This is a genomic window from Pseudomonas sp. GW821-FHT05H12 (assembly GCF_059419385.1).
In genome coordinates, this window is the sequence record NZ_JBWKRS010000025.1 from 18,294 (window position 1) to 35,693 (window position 17,400).

Below are 17,400 nucleotides of genomic sequence, written 5' to 3' on the forward strand. Positions count from 1 at the left end.
TCGTGGCTAAAGAAAAATTTGATCGTTCCCTACCGCACGTAAACGTTGGCACCATCGGCCACGTTGACCACGGTAAAACCACTCTGACCGCTGCTCTGACTCGCGTCTGCTCCGAAGTTTTCGGTTCGGCTCGTGTTGACTTCGACAAGATCGACAGCGCACCAGAAGAAAAAGCTCGTGGTATCACCATCAACACCGCTCACGTTGAGTACAACTCGACTATTCGTCACTACGCTCACGTTGACTGCCCAGGTCACGCTGACTACGTGAAGAACATGATCACTGGTGCTGCCCAGATGGACGGCGCGATCCTGGTTTGCTCGGCCGCTGATGGTCCGATGCCACAAACCCGTGAGCACATCCTGCTGTCCCGTCAGGTAGGCGTTCCGTACATCGTGGTTTTCCTGAACAAGGCTGACCTGGTAGACGACGCTGAGCTGCTGGAGCTGGTTGAGATGGAAGTGCGCGATCTGCTGAGCACTTACGACTTCCCAGGTGACGACACTCCGATCATCATCGGTTCTGCTCGTATGGCTCTGGAAGGTAACGACGAAAACGAAATGGGCACCACTGCCGTTCGTAAACTGGTTGAAACCCTGGACAGCTACATCCCAGAACCAGTTCGTCTGACCGACAAGCCGTTCCTGATGCCAATCGAAGACGTATTCTCGATCTCCGGTCGCGGTACTGTTGTGACTGGTCGTATCGAGCGCGGTATCGTTCGCGTTCAGGATCCACTGGAAATCGTTGGTCTGCGTGACACTACCGTCACCACCTGCACCGGTGTTGAAATGTTCCGTAAGCTGCTCGACGAAGGTCGTGCTGGCGAGAACTGCGGCGTTCTGCTGCGTGGTACCAAGCGTGACGACGTTGAGCGTGGCCAGGTTCTGGTTAAGCCAGGTTCGGTTAAGCCGCACACCAAGTTCACCGCAGAAGTTTACGTTCTAAGCAAGGAAGAAGGCGGTCGTCACACTCCGTTCTTCAAAGGCTACCGTCCACAGTTCTACTTCCGTACTACTGACGTGACCGGTAACTGCGAGCTGCCAGAAGGCGTTGAAATGGTAATGCCAGGCGATAACATTCAAATGACTGTTACCCTGATCAAAACCATCGCAATGGAAGACGGTCTGCGCTTCGCTATCCGTGAAGGCGGCCGTACCGTTGGTGCTGGCGTTGTAGCTAAAATCATCGAGTAATTATCTCTTCTGAGATAGCTCCGATGTTTTGAGAAAGCCCCCGCTCAGCGGGGGCTTTTTTATTGGGTTGACACCTATCTGGGGCGTCTATAGAATTGCGCCTCCTTTTAACGGGCGCATTGCGCCCGGTGGGAATAGCAGCCGGAGTCTGAAATCCAATGCAAAATCAGCAAATCCGTATCAGGTTGAAGGCTTTTGACCATCGCCTGATCGACCAATCCACCCAGGAAATCGTGGAAACCGCGAAACGTACTGGTGCTCAAGTGCGTGGTCCAATTCCACTGCCTACCCGTAAAGAGCGGTTCACCGTTCTGGTCTCCCCGCACGTCAACAAAGACGCGCGTGACCAGTACGAGATCCGTACTCATAAGCGCGTACTGGACATCGTCCAGCCAACGGATAAAACCGTTGATGCACTTATGAAGCTCGATCTGGCGGCCGGTGTGGAAGTACAGATCAGCCTCGGCTAAGACTCGGGTCTTAGTCGTGTAACGCTCTGAAATGGGCGGCCATAGCGGGTGAAAGCCCCGTACACTCATGAGGTTTACAACATGACTATTGGTGTAGTCGGTCGTAAATGCGGTATGACCCGTATTTTCACCGAAGAAGGTGTCTCCATTCCGGTCACGGTCATTGAGATCGAGCCGAATCGCGTCACCCAGTTCAAAACTGAAGAAACCGATGGCTATCGTGCAGTGCAAGTCACTGTCGGCGAGCGTCGTGCTTCGCGCGTGACTGCTGCTCAAGCAGGTCACTTCGCTAAAGCAAACGTTGCAGCTGGTCGCACTGTCATGGAGTTCCGTCTCGAAGACGGCGACTACCAGGCTGGCGATCTGATCAACGCTGAAATCTTCGCTGCTGGTCAACTGGTTGATGTAACCGGTCAGTCCAAAGGTAAAGGCTTCCAGGGTACGATCAAGCGTTGGAATTTCCGTGGCCAAGACAACACTCACGGTAACTCCGTTTCCCACCGCGTCCCGGGCTCTATTGGCCAGTGCCAGACTCCTGGTCGTGTATTCAAGGGCAAGAAAATGTCCGGTCATATGGGCGCTGAGCGCGTGACCGTGCAGTCCCTCGAAGTAGTGCGCGTCGACGCTGAACGCAATCTGTTGTTGGTCAAGGGTGCTGTTCCTGGCGCTACTGGCGGCAACCTGGTTGTACGTCCAGCGGCCAAGGCTCGCGGTTAAGGGGAAGCTGACATGCAATTAAACGTAAATGACGCTCAAGCGATCGAAGTTTCCGAACTGACGTTTGGCGGCGAGTTCAACGAGACGCTGGTTCACCAAGCAGTCGTGGCCTACATGGCCGGCGGCCGTCAAGGTAGCAAGCAGCAAAAGACCCGTTCCGACGTTCGTGGTGGCGGTAAGCGCCCTTGGCGTCAGAAAGGTACTGGCCGTGCTCGTGCTGGTACTATCCGTAGCCCAATCTGGCGCGGCGGCGGTACCACTTTCGCAGCTCGTCCTCAGGATCACTCGCAGAAGCTCAACAAGAAGATGTACCGCGCAGCTCTGCGCTCCATCCTTGCTGAACTCGTGCGTACCGACCGTCTGGTCGTGGTTCAGGACTTCGCTGTTGAAAGCCCGAAAACCAAAGACCTGCTGGGCAAACTGAACAACATGAGCCTGACCGACGTTTTGATCGTGTCGGAAGCTGTTGATCAGAACCTGTACCTGGCTGCTCGCAACCTGCCACACGTTGATGTACGTGACGTGCAAGGTTCCGATCCAGTTAGTCTGATCGCATACGACAAGGTGTTGATCACCGTGTCGGCCGTGAAGAAATTCGAGGAGCTGCTGGGATGAACCAGGAACGCGTATTTAAAGTTCTGCTTGGCCCGCACGTTTCCGAAAAGGCTACGGTTCTGGCTGACAAGAAAGGCCAGTTCGTTTTCAAGGTTGCAACTGACGCAACCAAGCTGGAAATCAAGAAGGCCGTCGAAAGCCTGTTCAGCGTGAAAGTTGAGCGTGTTACTACCCTGAATGTTCTGGGTAAGAGCAAGCGCACTGCTCGCGGTCTGGGCAAGCGTAATGACTGGAAGAAGGCAGTTATCTCCCTTCAGCCAGGCCAAGATCTCGATTTCAGCAGCAGTGCTGAGTAAGGAAGGGGTGCATCATGGCAATCGTTAAATGCAAACCGACTTCCCCTGGCCGCCGTTTTGTGGTCAAGGTGGTCAACCAGGAGCTGCATAAAGGCGCTCCTCACGCACCGCTGCTCGAGAAGAAATCGAAGTCTGGTGGTCGTAACAACAATGGTCGTATTACCACTCGTCACATCGGTGGTGGCCATAAGCAGCATTATCGTCTGGTCGACTTCCGTCGCAACGACAAAGATGGCATCGCTGCCACTGTCGAGCGTATCGAATACGATCCAAACCGTACTGCTCACATCGCTCTGCTGCTGTACGCAGATGGCGAGCGTCGCTACATCATCGCCCCTAAAGGCGTGAGCGCTGGCGACCAGCTGATCGCAGGTGCTTTGGCACCGATCAAGCCGGGCAACGCTCTGCAACTGCGTAACATTCCAGTTGGTAGCACCGTACACGGCATCGAATTGAAGCCAGGTAAAGGCGCACAGATCGCTCGTTCCGCTGGTGCTTCGGCTCAGCTGATCGCTCGTGAAGGTGTCTACGTGACCCTGCGTCTGCGTTCTGGTGAGATGCGTAAAGTGCTGGCTGAGTGCCGCGCGACCCTGGGCGAAGTCTCGAACTCCGAGCACAGCCTGCGTTCGCTGGGTAAAGCTGGTGCCAAACGCTGGCGTGGCGTTCGCCCAACCGTTCGTGGTGTTGCCATGAACCCGGTTGACCACCCACACGGTGGTGGTGAAGGTCGTACCTCTGGTGGTCGTCATCCGGTATCGCCATGGGGCTTCCCGACTAAGGGCGCGAAGACTCGTGGTAATAAGCGTACCGACAAAATGATCGTCCGTCGTCGCAAGTAAATAGAGGGATACGACAGTGCCACGTTCTCTGAAAAAAGGTCCTTTTATTGATCTTCACCTACTGAAGAAGATCGAAGTGGCGGCGGAAAAGAACGATCGCAAACCAGTTAAGACCTGGTCGCGTCGTTCGATGATCCTGCCACAAATGGTCGGTCTGACCATCGCAGTACACAACGGTCGTCAACACGTCCCAGTTCTCGTTAACGAAGACATGGTCGGCCACAAACTGGGCGAGTTTGCCGGTACCCGCACTTATCGTGGGCACGTGGCAGACAAGAAAGCCAAGCGTTAAGGGGTAAGGAAATGGAAGTAGCCGCTAAGTTGTCGGGCGCTCGAATCTCCGCCCAGAAAGCCCGCTTGGTCGCCGACCAGATCCGCGGGAAGAAGGTGGGCGAAGCGCTCAACCTGTTGGCTTTCAGCAGTAAGAAAGCCGCCGAGATCATGAAGAAAGTGCTGGAGTCGGCCGTAGCCAACGCCGAGCATAACGAAGGCGCAGACGTTGATGACCTGAAGGTCAGCACCGTTTTCGTCAACGAAGGGCGTTCGCTGAAGCGCATCATGCCACGTGCCAAAGGCCGTGCTGATCGCATCGTCAAGCGGTCTTGCCATATCACTGTCAAGGTTGCTGACAAGTAACGGAGTCGAAGAGATGGGTCAGAAAGTACATCCCATTGGCATTCGCCTGGGAATCGTCAAGGAGCACACCTCCGTCTGGTACGCAGACGGTCGGACTTATGCGGACTACTTGTTCGCTGATCTGAAGGTGCGTGAGTATCTCCAAGACAAACTAAAAAGCGCGTCCGTAAGCCGTATCGATATCCATCGTCCGGCCCAAACTGCACGTATCACCATCCACACCGCTCGTCCAGGTATCGTTATCGGGAAGAAAGGTGAAGATGTTGAGAAACTGCGTCAGGACCTGACCAAGCAAATGGGTGTGCCTGTGCACATCAATATCGAAGAGATCCGCAAGCCGGAGCTCGACGGTATGCTGGTTGCGCAGAGCGTAGCTCAGCAGCTGGAGCGTCGCGTAATGTTCCGTCGCGCTATGAAGCGTGCCGTACAGAACGCCATGCGCATTGGTGCCAAAGGCATCAAAATCCAAGTGAGCGGTCGTCTCGGCGGTGCTGAAATCGCACGTACTGAATGGTATCGCGAAGGTCGTGTGCCACTGCACACCCTGCGTGCCGACATCGACTATGCCAACTACGAAGCTCACACCACTTACGGTGTGATCGGTGTAAAGGTTTGGATCTTCAAAGGCGAAGTAATTGGTGGTCGCCAAGAAGAACTGAAACCACAAGCACCAGCGCCTCGTAAAAAAGCTGCTAAGTAAGGGGTACGCCAAATGTTGCAACCTAAGCGTACGAAGTTCCGCAAGCAGATGACAGGCCACAACCGTGGTCTGGCTCAGCGCGGTAGCAAAGTCAGCTTCGGCGAGTTCGCGCTGAAGTCTGTAGCTCGTGGTCGTCTCACCGCTCGTCAGATCGAGTCAGCGCGTCGTGCTCTGACCCGTCACGTAAAACGTGGTGGCAAGATCTGGATCCGTGTATTCCCGGACAAGCCGATCTCCAAAAAGCCTCTCGAGGTTCGGATGGGTAAAGGTAAGGGTAACGTGGAATACTGGGTAGCCCAGATTCAGCCAGGCAAGGTCCTGTATGAAATCGAGGGTGTTTCTGAAGAGCTGGCGCGTGAGGCTTTCGCCCTGGCTGCTGCAAAGCTGCCGCTCGCCACCTCCTTTGTTAAACGGACGGTGATGTGATGAAAGCGAATGAACTTCGTGAAAAATCCGCACAGCAGCTGAACGAGCAACTGCTCGGCCTGCTGCGCGACCAGTTCAATCTGCGTATGCAGAAAGCAACTGGCCAGTTGGGGCAGTCTCATCTGCTCTCGCAAGTTAAGCGTGACATCGCTCGCGTGAAGACTGTGCTCAACCAGCAGGCAGGTAAGTGATCATGGCTGAAGCCGAAAAGACTGTCCGTACGCTGACTGGCCGTGTTGTCAGCGACAAGATGGACAAAACCATCACCGTTCTGATCGAGCGTCGCGTTAAGCACCCGATCTACGGTAAATATGTTAAGCGTTCGACTAAGCTGCACGCGCACGACGAAACCAATCAGTGCCACATCGGCGACAAAGTCACTATTCGTGAAACTCGTCCGCTGGCCAAGACCAAGTCTTGGGCACTGGTTGATGTTCTCGAACGCGCTGTGGAAGTCTAAGGACTAGGGGTCGGAGAAATTATATGATTCAGACTCAATCCATGCTCGATGTGGCCGATAACAGCGGCGCTCGCCGTGTTATGTGCATCAAGGTGCTGGGTGGCTCCCATCGTCGTTACGCTGGTATCGGTGACATCATCAAAGTTACCGTGAAGGAAGCAATTCCTCGCGGTAAAGTGAAAAAAGGCCAAGTGATGACTGCTGTTGTAGTCCGCACTCGTCACGGCGTACGCCGTGCTGATGGCTCCATTATCCGCTTTGATGGCAACGCTGCTGTTCTTCTGAACAACAAGCAAGAGCCGATCGGCACCCGTATCTTTGGGCCAGTGACCCGTGAACTTCGTACTGAGAAGTTCATGAAGATCGTCTCGCTCGCCCCAGAAGTGCTGTAAGGAGATCCGACATGCAAAAGATTCGTCGTGACGACGAGATCATCGTGATCGCCGGCAAAGACAAAGGTAAGCGCGGTAAGGTGCTGAAGGTTCTCGCTGACGACCGCCTGGTCGTTGGTGGTCTGAACCTGGTCAAGCGTCATACCAAGCCTAACCCGATGTCGGGCGTACAGGGCGGTATCGTCGAGAAAGAAGCGCCACTGCACGCTTCTAACGTCGCCATCTTCAACGGCGAAACCAACAAGGCTGACCGCGTTGGTTTCAAAGTAGAAGACGGTAAGAAAATTCGTGTCTTCAAGTCGACCCAAAAAGCGGTTGATGCTTGAACACTGCTAGGTAGATAAGACCATGGCACGACTACAAGAGATTTACCGGAAGGAAATCGCCCCCAAGCTTAAGGAAGAACTTAAGCTCGGGAACGTGATGGAAGTTCCGCGCGTCACCAAAATCACCCTGAACATGGGTCTGGGCGAAGCGATCGGCGACAAAAAAGTCATCGAGCACGCTGTTGCTGACCTGGAAAAGATCACCGGCCAGAAAGTCGTTGTGACCTACGCTCGGAAATCCATCGCTGGCTTTAAAGTCCGTGAAGGTTGGCCGATCGGCGTCAAAGTGACCCTGCGCCGTGAGCGTATGTACGAGTTCCTGGATCGTCTGCTTTCGATCTCCCTGCCTCGGGTTCGCGACTTCCGCGGCCTGAATGCCAAGTCCTTCGATGGTCGTGGTAACTACAGCATGGGCGTGAAAGAGCAGATCATCTTCCCGGAAATCGACTACGACAAGATCGATGCTCTCCGCGGTCTGGACATCACCCTGACCACCACTGCCAAGAACGATGATGAAGGTCGCGCCCTGTTGCGTGCTTTCAAATTCCCGTTCCGCAACTGATTGGAGTAGGACCATGGCCAAGATGAGCATGAAAAACCGCGAGCTGAAGCGTCAGCTCACGGTTGCCAAGTACGCCAAGAAGCGTGCAGCACTGAAAGCAATCATCGTTGATCTGAACGCAAGTCCAGAAGCGCGTTGGGAAGCTACAGTTGCTCTGCAGAAGCAGCCACGTGACGCAAGCGCTTCGCGCATGCGTAACCGCTGCCGCCTGACCGGTCGTCCACACGGCGTTTACCGCAAGTTCGGCCTCGGCCGTAACAAACTGCGTGAAGCGGCAATGCGTGGTGACGTACCAGGTCTGGTTAAAGCCAGCTGGTAAGTACTTTCGAAGTCCAGGTGGTTGGCGTCGCAAGATAGCGACCACCGGTGACCTTGAATCTGGAACAAGCCCCTTTTGGGGCTTGTTTCATTTCCGGAGTGTGTCTAGAATACCCGGCTCGCCTGAGCCCGTGTTTTCTATGCCCGGAGATTCTCGGCGACATATGTAGCCGCAAGGCTAATTTTTTTGTATTAGGAGCGTCTAGCCCATGAGTATGCAGGACCCGTTAGCGGACATGCTAACTCGTATCCGTAATGCCCAGATGGCTGAAAAGTCCGTCGTAAGCATGCCATCTTCCAAGTTGAAGGTAGCTGTTGCCAAAGTCCTGAAAGACGAAGGCTACATTGCGGGTTATCAGATCAGCAGCGATGTAAAAGCACTGCTGTCCATCGAGCTGAAGTACTTCGAAGGCCGTTCGGTCATCGAGGAAGTGAAGCGCGTTAGCCGTCCAGGCCTGCGTCAGTACAAGTCCGCTGAAGATCTGCCGAAAGTTCGTGGCGGTCTGGGCGTGTCTATCGTCTCCACCAACAAAGGTGTGATGACGGATCGTGCTGCGCGCGCTGCCGGTGTCGGCGGCGAAGTTCTTTGCACTGTGTTCTAAGGGGGGATAAGCATGTCTCGCGTCGCTAAGAACCCCGTTAAGCTGCCAGCCGGTGTCGAAGTCAAATTCGCAGGCCAACAGCTTTCGGTGAAGGGTGCCAAGGGTACTCTTGAACTGAACATCCATTCGTCCGTTGAGATCGTTGAAGAAGCTGGTGAGCTGCGTTTTGCTGCTCGCAATGGCGATCAACAAACTCGCGCAATGGCCGGTACCACGCGTGCGTTGGTAAACAACATGGTCCAAGGCGTAAGCCAAGGCTTCGAGCGTAAGCTCCAGCTGGTCGGTGTTGGTTACAAAGCGCAAGCAAAAGGCACGGTTTTGAACCTGGCCCTTGGCTTCTCGCACCCAGTGGATTACGAACTGCCGGAAGGCATCACCGCTGAGACTCCTAGCCAGACCGATATCCTGATCAAGGGCATCGACAAGCAACTGGTAGGTCAAGTGGCTGCTGAGATCCGCGACTTCCGTCCACCAGAGCCGTACAAAGGCAAAGGTGTGCGCTACGCGGACGAAGTCGTCCGTCGTAAAGAAGCCAAGAAGAAGTAGGGCATAGCAAATGACCGACAAAAAAGTTACTCGACTGCGTCGCGCTCGCAAAGCACGCCTGAAAATGCACGAACTCGAAGTCGTGCGTCTCTGCGTGTTCCGCTCGTCGCAGCACATCTACGCCCAGGTCATCTCGGCCGACGGCAACAAGGTCCTGGCAAGCGCCTCGACTTTGGATAAAGAACTGCGTGATGGTGCCACTGGCAACATCGACGCGGCCACAAAGGTTGGCCAGCTGGTCGCTACGCGTGCTAAGGCCGCTGGCGTCTCGCAAGTGGCTTTCGACCGCTCTGGCTTCAAGTACCACGGCCGCGTGAAAGCGCTGGCTGATGCTGCTCGTGAAGCTGGGCTGGAGTTCTAAGTTATGTCAAATAACGACCAAAAGCGCGACGAAGGCTACATTGAGAAGCTGGTTCAAGTTAACCGCGTAGCCAAAACCGTTAAAGGCGGCCGTATTTTCACTTTCACCGCGTTGACCGTGGTAGGTGATGGTAAAGGGCGTGTTGGCTTCGGCCGTGGCAAGTCGCGTGAAGTGCCTGCTGCGATCCAGAAGGCAATGGAAGCTGCTCGTCGCAACATGATCCAAGTTGATCTGAACGGCACCACTCTGCAGTACGCAATGAAGTCCGCCCATGGCGCTTCGAAGGTGTACATGCAGCCTGCTTCTGAAGGTACCGGTATCATCGCTGGCGGCGCTATGCGTGCTGTCCTCGAAGTTGCTGGCGTTCAGAACGTTCTGGCCAAGTGCTACGGCTCGACTAACCCGGTAAACGTGGTTCACGCCACTTTCAAAGGTTTGAAAGCTATGCAGTCTCCTGAGTCCATCGCTGCCAAGCGTGGCCTGACTGTCAAGGAGATCTTCTGATCATGGCTACCGTTAAAGTAACGCTGATCAAAAGCATGACCGGCCGCATCCCTAACCACAAACTGTGTGTTAAAGGTTTGGGTCTGCGTCGCATCGGTCACACTGTAGAAGTCCAGGATACTCCCGAGAATCGCGGGATGATCAACAAGGCTTACTACATGCTGCGTGTAGAGGGTTAATCGATGAAACTCAATGATCTGAGTCCAGCGCCGGGTTCCCGTCGCGAAAAGCATCGTCCGGGCCGTGGTATCGGTAGCGGTTTGGGTAAGACTGGTGGCCGTGGCCACAAAGGTCAAACCTCCCGTTCCGGTGGCACCATTGCTCCAGGCTTTGAAGGCGGTCAACAGCCGCTGCATCGTCGCCTGCCTAAGTTCGGTTTCGTATCCCTGAAAGCCATGGACCGCGCAGAAGTGCGTCTGTCCGAGCTGGCTAAAGTGGACGGCGACATCGTTACTCTGCAGACCCTGAAAGATGCCAACGTGATCAACGTCAACGTACAGCGCGTGAAAATCATGCTGTCCGGTGAAGTGACTCGCGCTGTCACTATCGGCAAGGGAATCGGCGCCACCAAAGGTGCGCGTTCGGCTATCGAAGCAGCTGGCGGCAAGTTCGAGGAATAAATGGCTAAGCAAGGTGCTCTCTCAGCGCTCGGCAAAGGCGGTATGTCTGAACTTTGGGCTCGTCTGCGTTTTCTGTTCCTGGCGATTATCGTCTACCGAATAGGCGCACACATCCCGGTTCCAGGTATCAACCCGGACCGACTCGCAGACCTGTTTCGACAGAATGAGGGGACCATTCTTAGCTTGTTCAACATGTTTTCCGGCGGCGCGCTGGAACGGATGAGCATCTTTGCACTGGGGATCATGCCGTACATTTCGGCATCGATCATCATGCAACTGATGACCGCCGTCAGCCCGCAGCTGGAGCAGTTGAAGAAGGAAGGTGAAGCTGGCCGTCGCAAGATTAGCCAGTACACCCGCTACGGCACTGTCATCCTCGCCCTGGTTCAGGCTATCGGCATGTCCGTTGGTCTGGCTGGGCAGGGTGTTGCGTTCACTGGTGACTTTGGCTTCTATTTCGTCGCGGTATCCACATTTGTGGCTGGTGCGATGTTCATGATGTGGCTGGGTGAGCAGATTACTGAGCGTGGTGTTGGCAACGGTATCTCGATGTTGATTTTCGCAGGTATCGTCGCCGGTCTTCCGAGAGCAATTGGGCAGTCTTTCGAGTCTGCACGTCAGGGTGATATCAATATCTTCGCTCTGGTTGCCATCGGTTTGCTGGCAGTAGCGATTATCGGTTTTGTGGTGTTCATTGAGCGTGGCCAGCGTCGTATTGCTGTTCACTACGCCAAGCGTCAGCAGGGCCGTAAGGTCTTTGCTGCGCAGACCAGCCACTTGCCGCTGAAAGTGAATATGGCCGGTGTTATTCCGGCAATTTTCGCGAGCAGCATTTTGCTGTTTCCGGCTTCGTTGGGTACCTGGTTTGGTCAGTCTGAAAATATGGGCTGGCTGCAGGACCTCTCTCAGTCGATCGCTCCTGGTCAGCCGTTGAATATTCTGCTGTTTAGTGCAGGGATTATTTTCTTCTGCTTCTTCTATACGGCGTTGATGTTCAATCCGAAAGACGTAGCGGAAAACCTGAAGAAGTCCGGTGCCTTTATTCCGGGCATCCGTCCAGGTGAGCAGTCTGCGCGCTACATTGATGGCGTTCTGACTCGTTTGACCCTGTTCGGTGCTCTATATATGACGGCCGTGTGCCTGCTGCCCCAGTTCCTGGTGGTTGCGGCAAACGTTCCGTTCTACCTTGGCGGGACCTCGTTGCTGATCGTGGTCGTGGTTGTGATGGACTTCATGTCCCAAGTACAATCGCACCTCGTTTCGCACCAGTACGAATCCCTGATGAAGAAAGCCAACCTGAAGGGTTACGGCAGCGGCATGTTGCGCTGAGTACCCATAAGGTTCGAGGAGTTGGTGATGAAAGTTCGTGCATCGGTGAAAAAGCTGTGCCGTAACTGCAAGATTATTCGCCGCGAAGGTGTTGTTCGAGTAATTTGCAGCGCGGAACCGCGTCACAAACAGCGCCAAGGCTGAGTGTGATCCGCTTGAAGCCCGGCAGCTAGTGCGCTGCCGGGTTGATTATTTGTTATTACAGCGATATTATCTCGCGCCCTATTTCTTGGCTTCCGGGGCGTAGGTAGCTGTCAATTGGAGTCCCACTGAATGGCCCGTATTGCAGGCGTTAACATTCCAGATAACAAGCACACTGTTATCTCGCTGACCTACATCTATGGTGTTGGTCGCACTACTGCGCAGAAAATTTGCGCAGTTGCTGGGGTAAACCCAGCCGCTAAGATCAAGGATCTGAGCGACGAGCAGATTGAACAGCTGCGTGGCGAAGTGGCGAAGTTCACCACTGAAGGTGACCTGCGTCGCGAAATCAACATGAAAATCAAGCGTTTGATGGACCTCGGTTGCTATCGCGGTCTGCGTCATCGTCGTGGTCTTCCAGTACGCGGTCAGCGTACCAAGACTAACGCGCGTACCCGTAAAGGTCCGCGTAAGCCGATCCGCAAGTAATCGCCCCAGCGAATCGACAGGAAAATTATCATGGCAAAACCTGCTGCTCGTCCTCGTAAAAAAGTTAAAAAGACAGTGGTTGATGGCATCGCCCACATCCATGCTTCTTTTAACAACACCATCGTGACCATCACCGACCGTCAAGGTAACGCGCTGTCTTGGGCTACCTCTGGTGGTTCGGGTTTCCGCGGTTCCCGCAAGTCCACCCCGTTCGCTGCTCAAGTAGCTGCTGAACGTGCTGGTCAAGCTGCGCTGGAATACGGCCTGAAAAACCTCGACGTTAACGTCAAGGGTCCAGGTCCAGGTCGTGAGTCCGCTGTCCGTGCTTTGAACGGCTGTGGCTATAAGATCGCCAGCATCACCGACGTGACGCCAATCCCGCACAACGGGTGCCGTCCGCCGAAGAAGCGCCGCGTGTAATCCAGGAGATTGTAAAGAATGGCTCGTTACATTGGTCCAAAATGCAAACTCGCTCGTCGCGAAGGCACCGATCTCTTCCTGAAGAGCGGCGTGCGCGCGATCGAATCGAAGTGCAACATTGAAGCAGCACCTGGTATCCACGGCCAACGCCGCGGTCGCCAGTCCGACTACGGCACCCAACTGCGTGAAAAGCAGAAGGTCCGTCGTATCTACGGCGTTCTCGAGCGTCAATTCAGCGGCTACTACAAAGAAGCTGCTGGCAAGAAAGGTGCAACCGGTGAAAACCTGCTGCAACTGCTCGAATGCCGTCTGGACAACGTTGTATACCGTATGGGCTTTGGTTCTACTCGTGCCGAATCCCGTCAGCTGGTATCGCACAAGTCGATCAGCGTTAACGGTCAGACCGTAAACGTTCCGTCCTACCAGGTTCGTGCTGGTGACGTGGTTGCAGTTCGCGAGAAAGCAAAAAACCAACTTCGCATTGTCCAAGCTCTCGATCTGTGTGCCCAACGTGGCCGCGTAGAATGGGTAGAAGTAGACACTGAGAAGAAGTCGGGCGTTTTCAAGAACGTTCCTGCTCGCAGTGATCTGTCCGCCGACATCAACGAAAGCCTGATTGTCGAGCTCTACTCCAAGTAAGGGCTAGAAAATAGGTGCATCCATGCAGATTTCGGTAAATGAGTTCCTGACACCCCGCCACATTGATGTGCAGGTTGTCAGTCCAACCCGCGCCAAGATCACTCTCGAGCCTCTCGAGCGTGGTTTTGGCCACACCCTGGGCAACGCGCTGCGCCGCATCCTGTTGTCCTCAATGCCCGGCTGTGCAGTAGTCGAGGCCGAGATTGACGGTGTGCTCCACGAGTACAGCGCCATCGAAGGTGTACAGGAAGACGTAATTGAAATCCTGTTGAACCTTAAAGGTCTGGCTATCAAGCTGCACGGCCGTGACGAAGTTACGCTGACCTTGTCGAAGAAGGGTTCGGGGGTGGTTACCGCTGCCGATATTCAGCTGGATCATGATGTCGAGATCGTTAACCCCGATCACGTAATCGCTAACCTGGCGTCTAACGGCGCCCTGAACATGAAGCTCACCGTAGCTCGTGGTCGTGGTTATGAACCGGCCGACTCGCGTCAGAGCGATGAAGACGAAAGCCGCAGCATTGGTCGCTTGCAGCTTGACTCTTCGTTCAGTCCGGTTCGCCGTATCGCATACGTGGTGGAAAACGCCCGTGTCGAACAGCGTACTAACCTGGACAAGCTGGTTATTGATCTGGAAACCAACGGTACTCTGGATCCTGAAGAGGCTATCCGCCGCGCTGCAACCATCCTGCAACAGCAGTTGGCTGCGTTCGTCGACCTCAAAGGTGACAGCGAACCAGTGGTAATCGAGCAGGAAGACGAGATCGATCCGATCCTGCTTCGCCCGGTTGACGATCTGGAACTGACTGTACGTTCGGCTAACTGCCTTAAGGCGGAAAACATTTACTACATCGGCGACCTGATTCAGCGTACCGAAGTAGAACTGTTGAAGACTCCGAACCTGGGCAAGAAATCCTTGACTGAAATCAAGGACGTTCTGGCCTCCCGCGGTCTGTCCCTCGGCATGCGCCTCGACAACTGGCCGCCTGCAAGTCTTAAGAAGGACGACAAGGCGACTGCCTGATCGTCGTAATCACCGAACGTGAGTTTGGTAAGGAATGAACCATGCGTCATCGTAAAAGTGGTCGTCACCTGAGCCGTACCAGCTCGCACCGCAAGGCCATGTTCCAAAACATGGCGGTGTCGCTGTTCGAGCACGAGCTGATCAAAACTACACTGCCGAAAGCTAAAGAACTGCGTCGCGTTGCTGAGCCGCTGATTACTTTGGCCAAGACAGACAGCCTGGCTAACCGCCGTCTGGCTTTCGACCGTACTCGTTCGAAAGCTATCGTTGGTAAGCTCTTCAACGACCTGGGCAAGCGTTACGCTACCCGTGAGGGTGGCTACCTGCGCATCCTCAAGTGCGGTTTCCGTGCTGGCGACAACGCGCCTATGGCGTACGTCGAGTTGGTTGATCGTGCTACTGCTGGCGAAGCTGTAAGCGCCGAGTAAGACGACAAGCTGTAACGAAGAACCGGGCCTAGTGCCCGGTTTTTTGTGCGCGTAAGAAAAGTGCAGTGTGTTCAAAATTCCACGGTGAGTGCTTAACGCTATGGGTCAGCGAGAGTTTGGTAGAAATTTTCTATTGATGCCTACAATTTAATGAATTTGTAGACGTCATGTTGATGATCAATACTCCCTCCAAGCCGATTAGCCGGCAGTTCCAAGTCCGACCTGAGGGAAATTGAGCATGAGCCAGAATAAAATCCTTACTACCGCCAGCGGCGCCCCCGTTGCGGACAACCAGAATTCCCGTTCCGCCGGCCCACGCGGCCCGCTGCTGCTCGACGATTTTCACCTGATCGAGAAGCTCGCTCACTTCAACCGCGAGAACATTCCTGAGCGCCGTGTGCACGCCAAAGGTTCAGGCGCCTACGGTACTTTCACGGTCACCCAGGACATCACGAAATACACCAGTGCCAAGCTGTTCGAATCCGTTGGCAAGCAAACGCCGACCTTCCTGCGTTTCTCCACTGTAGGGGGCGAACGCGGTTCGGCTGATACAGAGCGCGATCCACGCGGTTTTGCGTTGAAGTTCTACACCGAAGAAGGCAACTGGGACATCGTGGGTAATAATACTCCGGTGTTTTTCATCCGTGACCCGCTGAAGTTCCCTGACTTCATCCACACTCAGAAACGCCTGCCGCAAAGCAACCTGAAAAGCGCCCAAATGATGTGGGACTTCTGGTCGCACTCCCCGGAGGCGCTGCACCAGGTCACCATCCTGTTTTCCGACCGTGGCATCCCTGATGGCTACCGTCACATGCACGGCTTCGGCAGCCACACCTACAGCCTGATTAACGCCAATGGCGAGCGTCACTGGGTGAAGTGGCACTACAAGACCAAGCAAGGCATCAAGAACCTGGCGCCTGCAGAAGCTGCACGCCTGGCCGGTACCGACCCTGATTACGCCCAGCGCGATCTGTTTGGTGCGATCGAGCGTGGTGATTTCCCGAAATGGCGCGTCTGCATTCAGATCATGACTGAGGCCCAGGCCAACGCTCACTACGAGAACCCGTTCGACGTGACCAAGACCTGGTCGCAGAAGGAGTTCCCGCTGATTGAAGTTGGCGAGTTGGAACTCAACCGCAATCCGCAGAACTACTTCGCTGAAGTGGAACAAGCTGCGTTCGGTCCAAGCAACATGGTTCCAGGTGTCGGCCTGTCGCCGGACCGCATGCTGCAAGGTCGTGTATTCGCTTACGCAGATGCGCACCGCTACCGTGTTGGCACCAACCACCAGCAATTGCCGGTGAACGCCCCACGCAGCCCGGTGAACAGCTATCAGCGTGACGGTTCGATGGCCTTCGGCAGCAACGGCGGCGCAGCGCCAAACTATGAGCCGAACAGCTACAGCGACGCACCGAAGCAGGCTCCTCAGTACGCAGAGCCAGCGCTGGCCCTCAGTGGCGCCGCGGACCGTTACGATCACCGCGAAGACACCGATTACTACAGCCACGCCGGTGCGCTGTTCCGCCTGATGAATGACGAGCAGAAAGCATTGCTCGTCAACAACATCGCCGGCGCCATGGGCGGGGTCTCCAGTGATGTGGTCCAGCGCCAGTTGGGGCACTTCTACAAGGCAGACCCGGCTTATGGAGAAGCAATCGCAAAGGCATTGGGTGTATCGCTTAACTGACTCTAAACGATAAGCAGAACCGCCCTCATTTGGGCGGTTTTTGCGTTAAATCAGCTACTTTTCTCTGAAAGTCTTCACTTTTCTGCCGTTGGTCTCGTGACCTCCGAGTCATCATGGTTCAAACTACAGACTTTCAAGCAGGGAGATGTAGGGCGATGCAAGGTCACCCCGACGTAATCGATTACCTCAACACGTTGCTGACGGGCGAACTGGCAGCGCGTGACCAATATTTCATCCATTCGCGCATGTACGAAGACTGGGGCTTTACCGAGCTCTACGAGCGTATCAATCACGAGATGGAAGAAGAGGCACAGCACGCCGACGCACTGATGCGCCGTATCCTCATGCTCGAGGGCACGCCGCGTATGCGTCCTGATGATCTGGATGTGGGCACCACGGTGCCTGACATGCTCGCTGCCGACCTGCGTCTTGAGTACAAGGTGCGAGCCGCACTCTGCAAGGGCATTGAGCTCTGCGAGAAGCACAGCGACTTCGTCACTCGTGAGATCCTGCGCGTGCAGTTGAACGACACCGAAGAAGATCACACCTACTGGCTGGAAAAGCAGCTGGGTCTGATCAAGCTGGTGGGCCTGGAGAATTACCTGCAATCGCAGTTCTGATTCCCGGCTACGAAAAAGCCCCTGTCACCGCAAAGTG

31 protein-coding genes are annotated in these 17,400 nt (G+C 54.9%); all 31 read left to right on the forward strand.

Annotated features, from left to right (window positions below; all coding sequences use genetic code 11):
• The first annotated feature begins 2 nt into the window (after positions 1-2).
• Positions 3-1,196 (forward strand): elongation factor Tu, encoded by a 1,194-nt coding sequence (gene tuf / locus AC07SU_RS20660; protein WP_005791980.1) that lies wholly within the window; start codon positions 3-5, stop codon positions 1,194-1,196.
• A gap of 158 nt (positions 1,197-1,354) precedes the next feature.
• Complete coding sequence (gene rpsJ, locus AC07SU_RS20665; protein ID WP_003186070.1) at positions 1,355-1,666, forward strand: 30S ribosomal protein S10; 312 nt, start codon at positions 1,355-1,357, stop codon at positions 1,664-1,666.
• An 81-nt stretch (positions 1,667-1,747) separates the two neighbouring features.
• Complete coding sequence (rplC, locus tag AC07SU_RS20670) at positions 1,748-2,383, forward strand: 50S ribosomal protein L3 (protein WP_003194649.1); 636 nt, start codon at positions 1,748-1,750, stop codon at positions 2,381-2,383.
• 12 nt (positions 2,384-2,395) lie between these two features.
• A complete protein-coding gene (rplD, locus tag AC07SU_RS20675) occupies positions 2,396-2,998 on the forward strand; it encodes a 50S ribosomal protein L4 (protein WP_003176424.1) in 603 nt (200 codons plus the stop codon).
• Positions 2,995-3,294 carry a 50S ribosomal protein L23 gene (rplW, locus tag AC07SU_RS20680; RefSeq protein ID WP_002555488.1) on the forward strand — a complete coding sequence of 100 codons (300 nt, stop codon included), beginning with the start codon at positions 2,995-2,997 and terminating at the stop codon, positions 3,292-3,294. The genes rplD and rplW overlap by 4 nt, the downstream gene beginning before the upstream one ends.
• A 14-nt stretch (positions 3,295-3,308) precedes the next feature.
• A complete protein-coding gene (gene rplB / locus AC07SU_RS20685) occupies positions 3,309-4,133 on the forward strand; it encodes a 50S ribosomal protein L2 (RefSeq protein WP_003186055.1) in 825 nt (274 codons plus the stop codon).
• Positions 4,134-4,149: 16 nt separating this feature from the next.
• A complete protein-coding gene (gene rpsS, locus AC07SU_RS20690; RefSeq protein ID WP_002555486.1) occupies positions 4,150-4,425 on the forward strand; it encodes a 30S ribosomal protein S19 in 276 nt (91 codons plus the stop codon).
• An 11-nt stretch (positions 4,426-4,436) separates the two neighbouring features.
• A complete protein-coding gene (gene rplV / locus AC07SU_RS20695; protein ID WP_003103908.1) occupies positions 4,437-4,769 on the forward strand; it encodes a 50S ribosomal protein L22 in 333 nt (110 codons plus the stop codon).
• A 13-nt stretch (positions 4,770-4,782) separates the two neighbouring features.
• Positions 4,783-5,469, forward strand: a complete 687-nt coding sequence (gene rpsC, locus AC07SU_RS20700) for a 30S ribosomal protein S3 (protein ID WP_003176422.1) — start codon at positions 4,783-4,785, stop codon at positions 5,467-5,469.
• A 12-nt stretch (positions 5,470-5,481) separates the two neighbouring features.
• Positions 5,482-5,895 (forward strand): 50S ribosomal protein L16, encoded by a 414-nt coding sequence (gene rplP / locus AC07SU_RS20705; protein ID WP_003176421.1) that lies wholly within the window; start codon positions 5,482-5,484, stop codon positions 5,893-5,895.
• Entirely contained in the window at positions 5,895-6,086 is a 192-nt protein-coding gene (rpmC, locus tag AC07SU_RS20710) for a 50S ribosomal protein L29 (protein WP_002555481.1), read from the forward strand. Before rplP ends, rpmC begins: the two co-directional genes overlap by 1 nt.
• A 2-nt stretch (positions 6,087-6,088) precedes the next feature.
• Positions 6,089-6,355, forward strand: coding sequence for a 30S ribosomal protein S17 (gene rpsQ, locus AC07SU_RS20715; RefSeq protein ID WP_003176419.1), 267 nt, complete (start codon positions 6,089-6,091; stop codon positions 6,353-6,355).
• Positions 6,356-6,378: 23 nt separating this feature from the next.
• Positions 6,379-6,747, forward strand: a complete 369-nt coding sequence (gene rplN / locus AC07SU_RS20720; RefSeq protein WP_002555479.1) for a 50S ribosomal protein L14 — start codon at positions 6,379-6,381, stop codon at positions 6,745-6,747.
• A gap of 11 nt (positions 6,748-6,758) precedes the next feature.
• Positions 6,759-7,073 (forward strand): 50S ribosomal protein L24, encoded by a 315-nt coding sequence (rplX, locus tag AC07SU_RS20725; protein ID WP_007896770.1) that lies wholly within the window; start codon positions 6,759-6,761, stop codon positions 7,071-7,073.
• A 22-nt stretch (positions 7,074-7,095) separates the two neighbouring features.
• Positions 7,096-7,635: a 50S ribosomal protein L5 gene (gene rplE / locus AC07SU_RS20730; RefSeq protein ID WP_003194642.1), complete on the forward strand. Its 540-nt coding sequence runs from the start codon at positions 7,096-7,098 to the stop codon at positions 7,633-7,635.
• Between the two features lie 13 nt (positions 7,636-7,648).
• On the forward strand, positions 7,649-7,954 hold the full coding sequence (gene rpsN, locus AC07SU_RS20735) for a 30S ribosomal protein S14 (RefSeq protein WP_003176414.1): 306 nt from the start codon (positions 7,649-7,651) through the stop codon (positions 7,952-7,954).
• A gap of 208 nt (positions 7,955-8,162) precedes the next feature.
• A complete protein-coding gene (gene rpsH / locus AC07SU_RS20740; RefSeq protein WP_010206883.1) occupies positions 8,163-8,555 on the forward strand; it encodes a 30S ribosomal protein S8 in 393 nt (130 codons plus the stop codon).
• A 12-nt stretch (positions 8,556-8,567) separates the two neighbouring features.
• Positions 8,568-9,101, forward strand: a complete 534-nt coding sequence (gene rplF, locus AC07SU_RS20745; protein WP_003176412.1) for a 50S ribosomal protein L6 — start codon at positions 8,568-8,570, stop codon at positions 9,099-9,101.
• A gap of 10 nt (positions 9,102-9,111) precedes the next feature.
• Complete coding sequence (gene rplR, locus AC07SU_RS20750; RefSeq protein WP_003186037.1) at positions 9,112-9,462, forward strand: 50S ribosomal protein L18; 351 nt, start codon at positions 9,112-9,114, stop codon at positions 9,460-9,462.
• A gap of 3 nt (positions 9,463-9,465) precedes the next feature.
• Complete coding sequence (rpsE, locus tag AC07SU_RS20755; RefSeq protein ID WP_003176409.1) at positions 9,466-9,966, forward strand: 30S ribosomal protein S5; 501 nt, start codon at positions 9,466-9,468, stop codon at positions 9,964-9,966.
• 2 nt (positions 9,967-9,968) lie between these two features.
• Complete coding sequence (rpmD, locus tag AC07SU_RS20760; protein WP_003176408.1) at positions 9,969-10,145, forward strand: 50S ribosomal protein L30; 177 nt, start codon at positions 9,969-9,971, stop codon at positions 10,143-10,145.
• Positions 10,146-10,148: 3 nt separating this feature from the next.
• Complete coding sequence (rplO, locus tag AC07SU_RS20765) at positions 10,149-10,586, forward strand: 50S ribosomal protein L15 (protein WP_176999252.1); 438 nt, start codon at positions 10,149-10,151, stop codon at positions 10,584-10,586.
• Entirely contained in the window at positions 10,587-11,915 is a 1,329-nt protein-coding gene (gene secY, locus AC07SU_RS20770) for a preprotein translocase subunit SecY (RefSeq protein WP_071485371.1), read from the forward strand.
• A 27-nt stretch (positions 11,916-11,942) separates the two neighbouring features.
• Positions 11,943-12,059: a 50S ribosomal protein L36 gene (rpmJ, locus tag AC07SU_RS20775; RefSeq protein ID WP_002555468.1), complete on the forward strand. Its 117-nt coding sequence runs from the start codon at positions 11,943-11,945 to the stop codon at positions 12,057-12,059.
• A 129-nt stretch (positions 12,060-12,188) separates the two neighbouring features.
• Complete coding sequence (rpsM, locus tag AC07SU_RS20780) at positions 12,189-12,545, forward strand: 30S ribosomal protein S13 (RefSeq protein ID WP_003194635.1); 357 nt, start codon at positions 12,189-12,191, stop codon at positions 12,543-12,545.
• 30 nt (positions 12,546-12,575) lie between these two features.
• A complete protein-coding gene (gene rpsK, locus AC07SU_RS20785; protein ID WP_002555466.1) occupies positions 12,576-12,965 on the forward strand; it encodes a 30S ribosomal protein S11 in 390 nt (129 codons plus the stop codon).
• Between the two features lie 18 nt (positions 12,966-12,983).
• Positions 12,984-13,604 carry a 30S ribosomal protein S4 gene (gene rpsD, locus AC07SU_RS20790; RefSeq protein WP_003176404.1) on the forward strand — a complete coding sequence of 207 codons (621 nt, stop codon included), beginning with the start codon at positions 12,984-12,986 and terminating at the stop codon, positions 13,602-13,604.
• Between the two features lie 22 nt (positions 13,605-13,626).
• Positions 13,627-14,628 (forward strand): DNA-directed RNA polymerase subunit alpha, encoded by a 1,002-nt coding sequence (locus AC07SU_RS20795; RefSeq protein WP_003176403.1) that lies wholly within the window; start codon positions 13,627-13,629, stop codon positions 14,626-14,628.
• Between the two features lie 41 nt (positions 14,629-14,669).
• Complete coding sequence (gene rplQ / locus AC07SU_RS20800) at positions 14,670-15,056, forward strand: 50S ribosomal protein L17 (protein WP_003176402.1); 387 nt, start codon at positions 14,670-14,672, stop codon at positions 15,054-15,056.
• Positions 15,057-15,294: 238 nt separating this feature from the next.
• Positions 15,295-16,743 (forward strand): catalase, encoded by a 1,449-nt coding sequence (locus AC07SU_RS20805; RefSeq protein ID WP_494998090.1) that lies wholly within the window; start codon positions 15,295-15,297, stop codon positions 16,741-16,743.
• Positions 16,744-16,898: 155 nt separating this feature from the next.
• Positions 16,899-17,363, forward strand: a complete 465-nt coding sequence (gene bfr / locus AC07SU_RS20810; RefSeq protein ID WP_176999254.1) for a bacterioferritin — start codon at positions 16,899-16,901, stop codon at positions 17,361-17,363.
• The last annotated feature ends 37 nt before the right edge of the window (positions 17,364-17,400 follow it).

Bases quoted from the DNA above. Each gene is read 5' to 3' on its own strand.
- rpsJ (WP_003186070.1), top strand. From the start codon at position 1,355: ATGCAAAATCAGCAAATCCGTATCAGGTTGAAGGCTTTTGACCATCGC.
- rplC (WP_003194649.1), top strand. From the start codon at position 1,748: ATGACTATTGGTGTAGTCGGTCGTAAATGCGGTATGACCCGTATTTTC.
- rplD (WP_003176424.1), top strand. From the start codon at position 2,396: ATGCAATTAAACGTAAATGACGCTCAAGCGATCGAAGTTTCCGAACTG.
- rplW (WP_002555488.1), top strand. From the start codon at position 2,995: ATGAACCAGGAACGCGTATTTAAAGTTCTGCTTGGCCCGCACGTTTCC.
- rplB (WP_003186055.1), top strand. From the start codon at position 3,309: ATGGCAATCGTTAAATGCAAACCGACTTCCCCTGGCCGCCGTTTTGTG.
- rplV (WP_003103908.1), top strand. From the start codon at position 4,437: ATGGAAGTAGCCGCTAAGTTGTCGGGCGCTCGAATCTCCGCCCAGAAA.
- rpsC (WP_003176422.1), top strand. From the start codon at position 4,783: ATGGGTCAGAAAGTACATCCCATTGGCATTCGCCTGGGAATCGTCAAG.
- rplP (WP_003176421.1), top strand. From the start codon at position 5,482: ATGTTGCAACCTAAGCGTACGAAGTTCCGCAAGCAGATGACAGGCCAC.
- rpmC (WP_002555481.1), top strand. From the start codon at position 5,895: ATGAAAGCGAATGAACTTCGTGAAAAATCCGCACAGCAGCTGAACGAG.
- rpsQ (WP_003176419.1), top strand. From the start codon at position 6,089: ATGGCTGAAGCCGAAAAGACTGTCCGTACGCTGACTGGCCGTGTTGTC.
- rplN (WP_002555479.1), top strand. From the start codon at position 6,379: ATGATTCAGACTCAATCCATGCTCGATGTGGCCGATAACAGCGGCGCT.
- rplX (WP_007896770.1), top strand. From the start codon at position 6,759: ATGCAAAAGATTCGTCGTGACGACGAGATCATCGTGATCGCCGGCAAA.
- rplE (WP_003194642.1), top strand. From the start codon at position 7,096: ATGGCACGACTACAAGAGATTTACCGGAAGGAAATCGCCCCCAAGCTT.
- rpsN (WP_003176414.1), top strand. From the start codon at position 7,649: ATGGCCAAGATGAGCATGAAAAACCGCGAGCTGAAGCGTCAGCTCACG.
- rpsH (WP_010206883.1), top strand. From the start codon at position 8,163: ATGAGTATGCAGGACCCGTTAGCGGACATGCTAACTCGTATCCGTAAT.
- rplF (WP_003176412.1), top strand. From the start codon at position 8,568: ATGTCTCGCGTCGCTAAGAACCCCGTTAAGCTGCCAGCCGGTGTCGAA.
- rplR (WP_003186037.1), top strand. From the start codon at position 9,112: ATGACCGACAAAAAAGTTACTCGACTGCGTCGCGCTCGCAAAGCACGC.
- rpsE (WP_003176409.1), top strand. From the start codon at position 9,466: ATGTCAAATAACGACCAAAAGCGCGACGAAGGCTACATTGAGAAGCTG.
- rpmD (WP_003176408.1), top strand. From the start codon at position 9,969: ATGGCTACCGTTAAAGTAACGCTGATCAAAAGCATGACCGGCCGCATC.
- rplO (WP_176999252.1), top strand. From the start codon at position 10,149: ATGAAACTCAATGATCTGAGTCCAGCGCCGGGTTCCCGTCGCGAAAAG.
- secY (WP_071485371.1), top strand. From the start codon at position 10,587: ATGGCTAAGCAAGGTGCTCTCTCAGCGCTCGGCAAAGGCGGTATGTCT.
- rpmJ (WP_002555468.1), top strand. From the start codon at position 11,943: ATGAAAGTTCGTGCATCGGTGAAAAAGCTGTGCCGTAACTGCAAGATT.
- rpsM (WP_003194635.1), top strand. From the start codon at position 12,189: ATGGCCCGTATTGCAGGCGTTAACATTCCAGATAACAAGCACACTGTT.
- rpsK (WP_002555466.1), top strand. From the start codon at position 12,576: ATGGCAAAACCTGCTGCTCGTCCTCGTAAAAAAGTTAAAAAGACAGTG.
- rpsD (WP_003176404.1), top strand. From the start codon at position 12,984: ATGGCTCGTTACATTGGTCCAAAATGCAAACTCGCTCGTCGCGAAGGC.
- AC07SU_RS20795 (WP_003176403.1), top strand. From the start codon at position 13,627: ATGCAGATTTCGGTAAATGAGTTCCTGACACCCCGCCACATTGATGTG.
- rplQ (WP_003176402.1), top strand. From the start codon at position 14,670: ATGCGTCATCGTAAAAGTGGTCGTCACCTGAGCCGTACCAGCTCGCAC.
- AC07SU_RS20805 (WP_494998090.1), top strand. From the start codon at position 15,295: ATGAGCCAGAATAAAATCCTTACTACCGCCAGCGGCGCCCCCGTTGCG.
- bfr (WP_176999254.1), top strand. From the start codon at position 16,899: ATGCAAGGTCACCCCGACGTAATCGATTACCTCAACACGTTGCTGACG.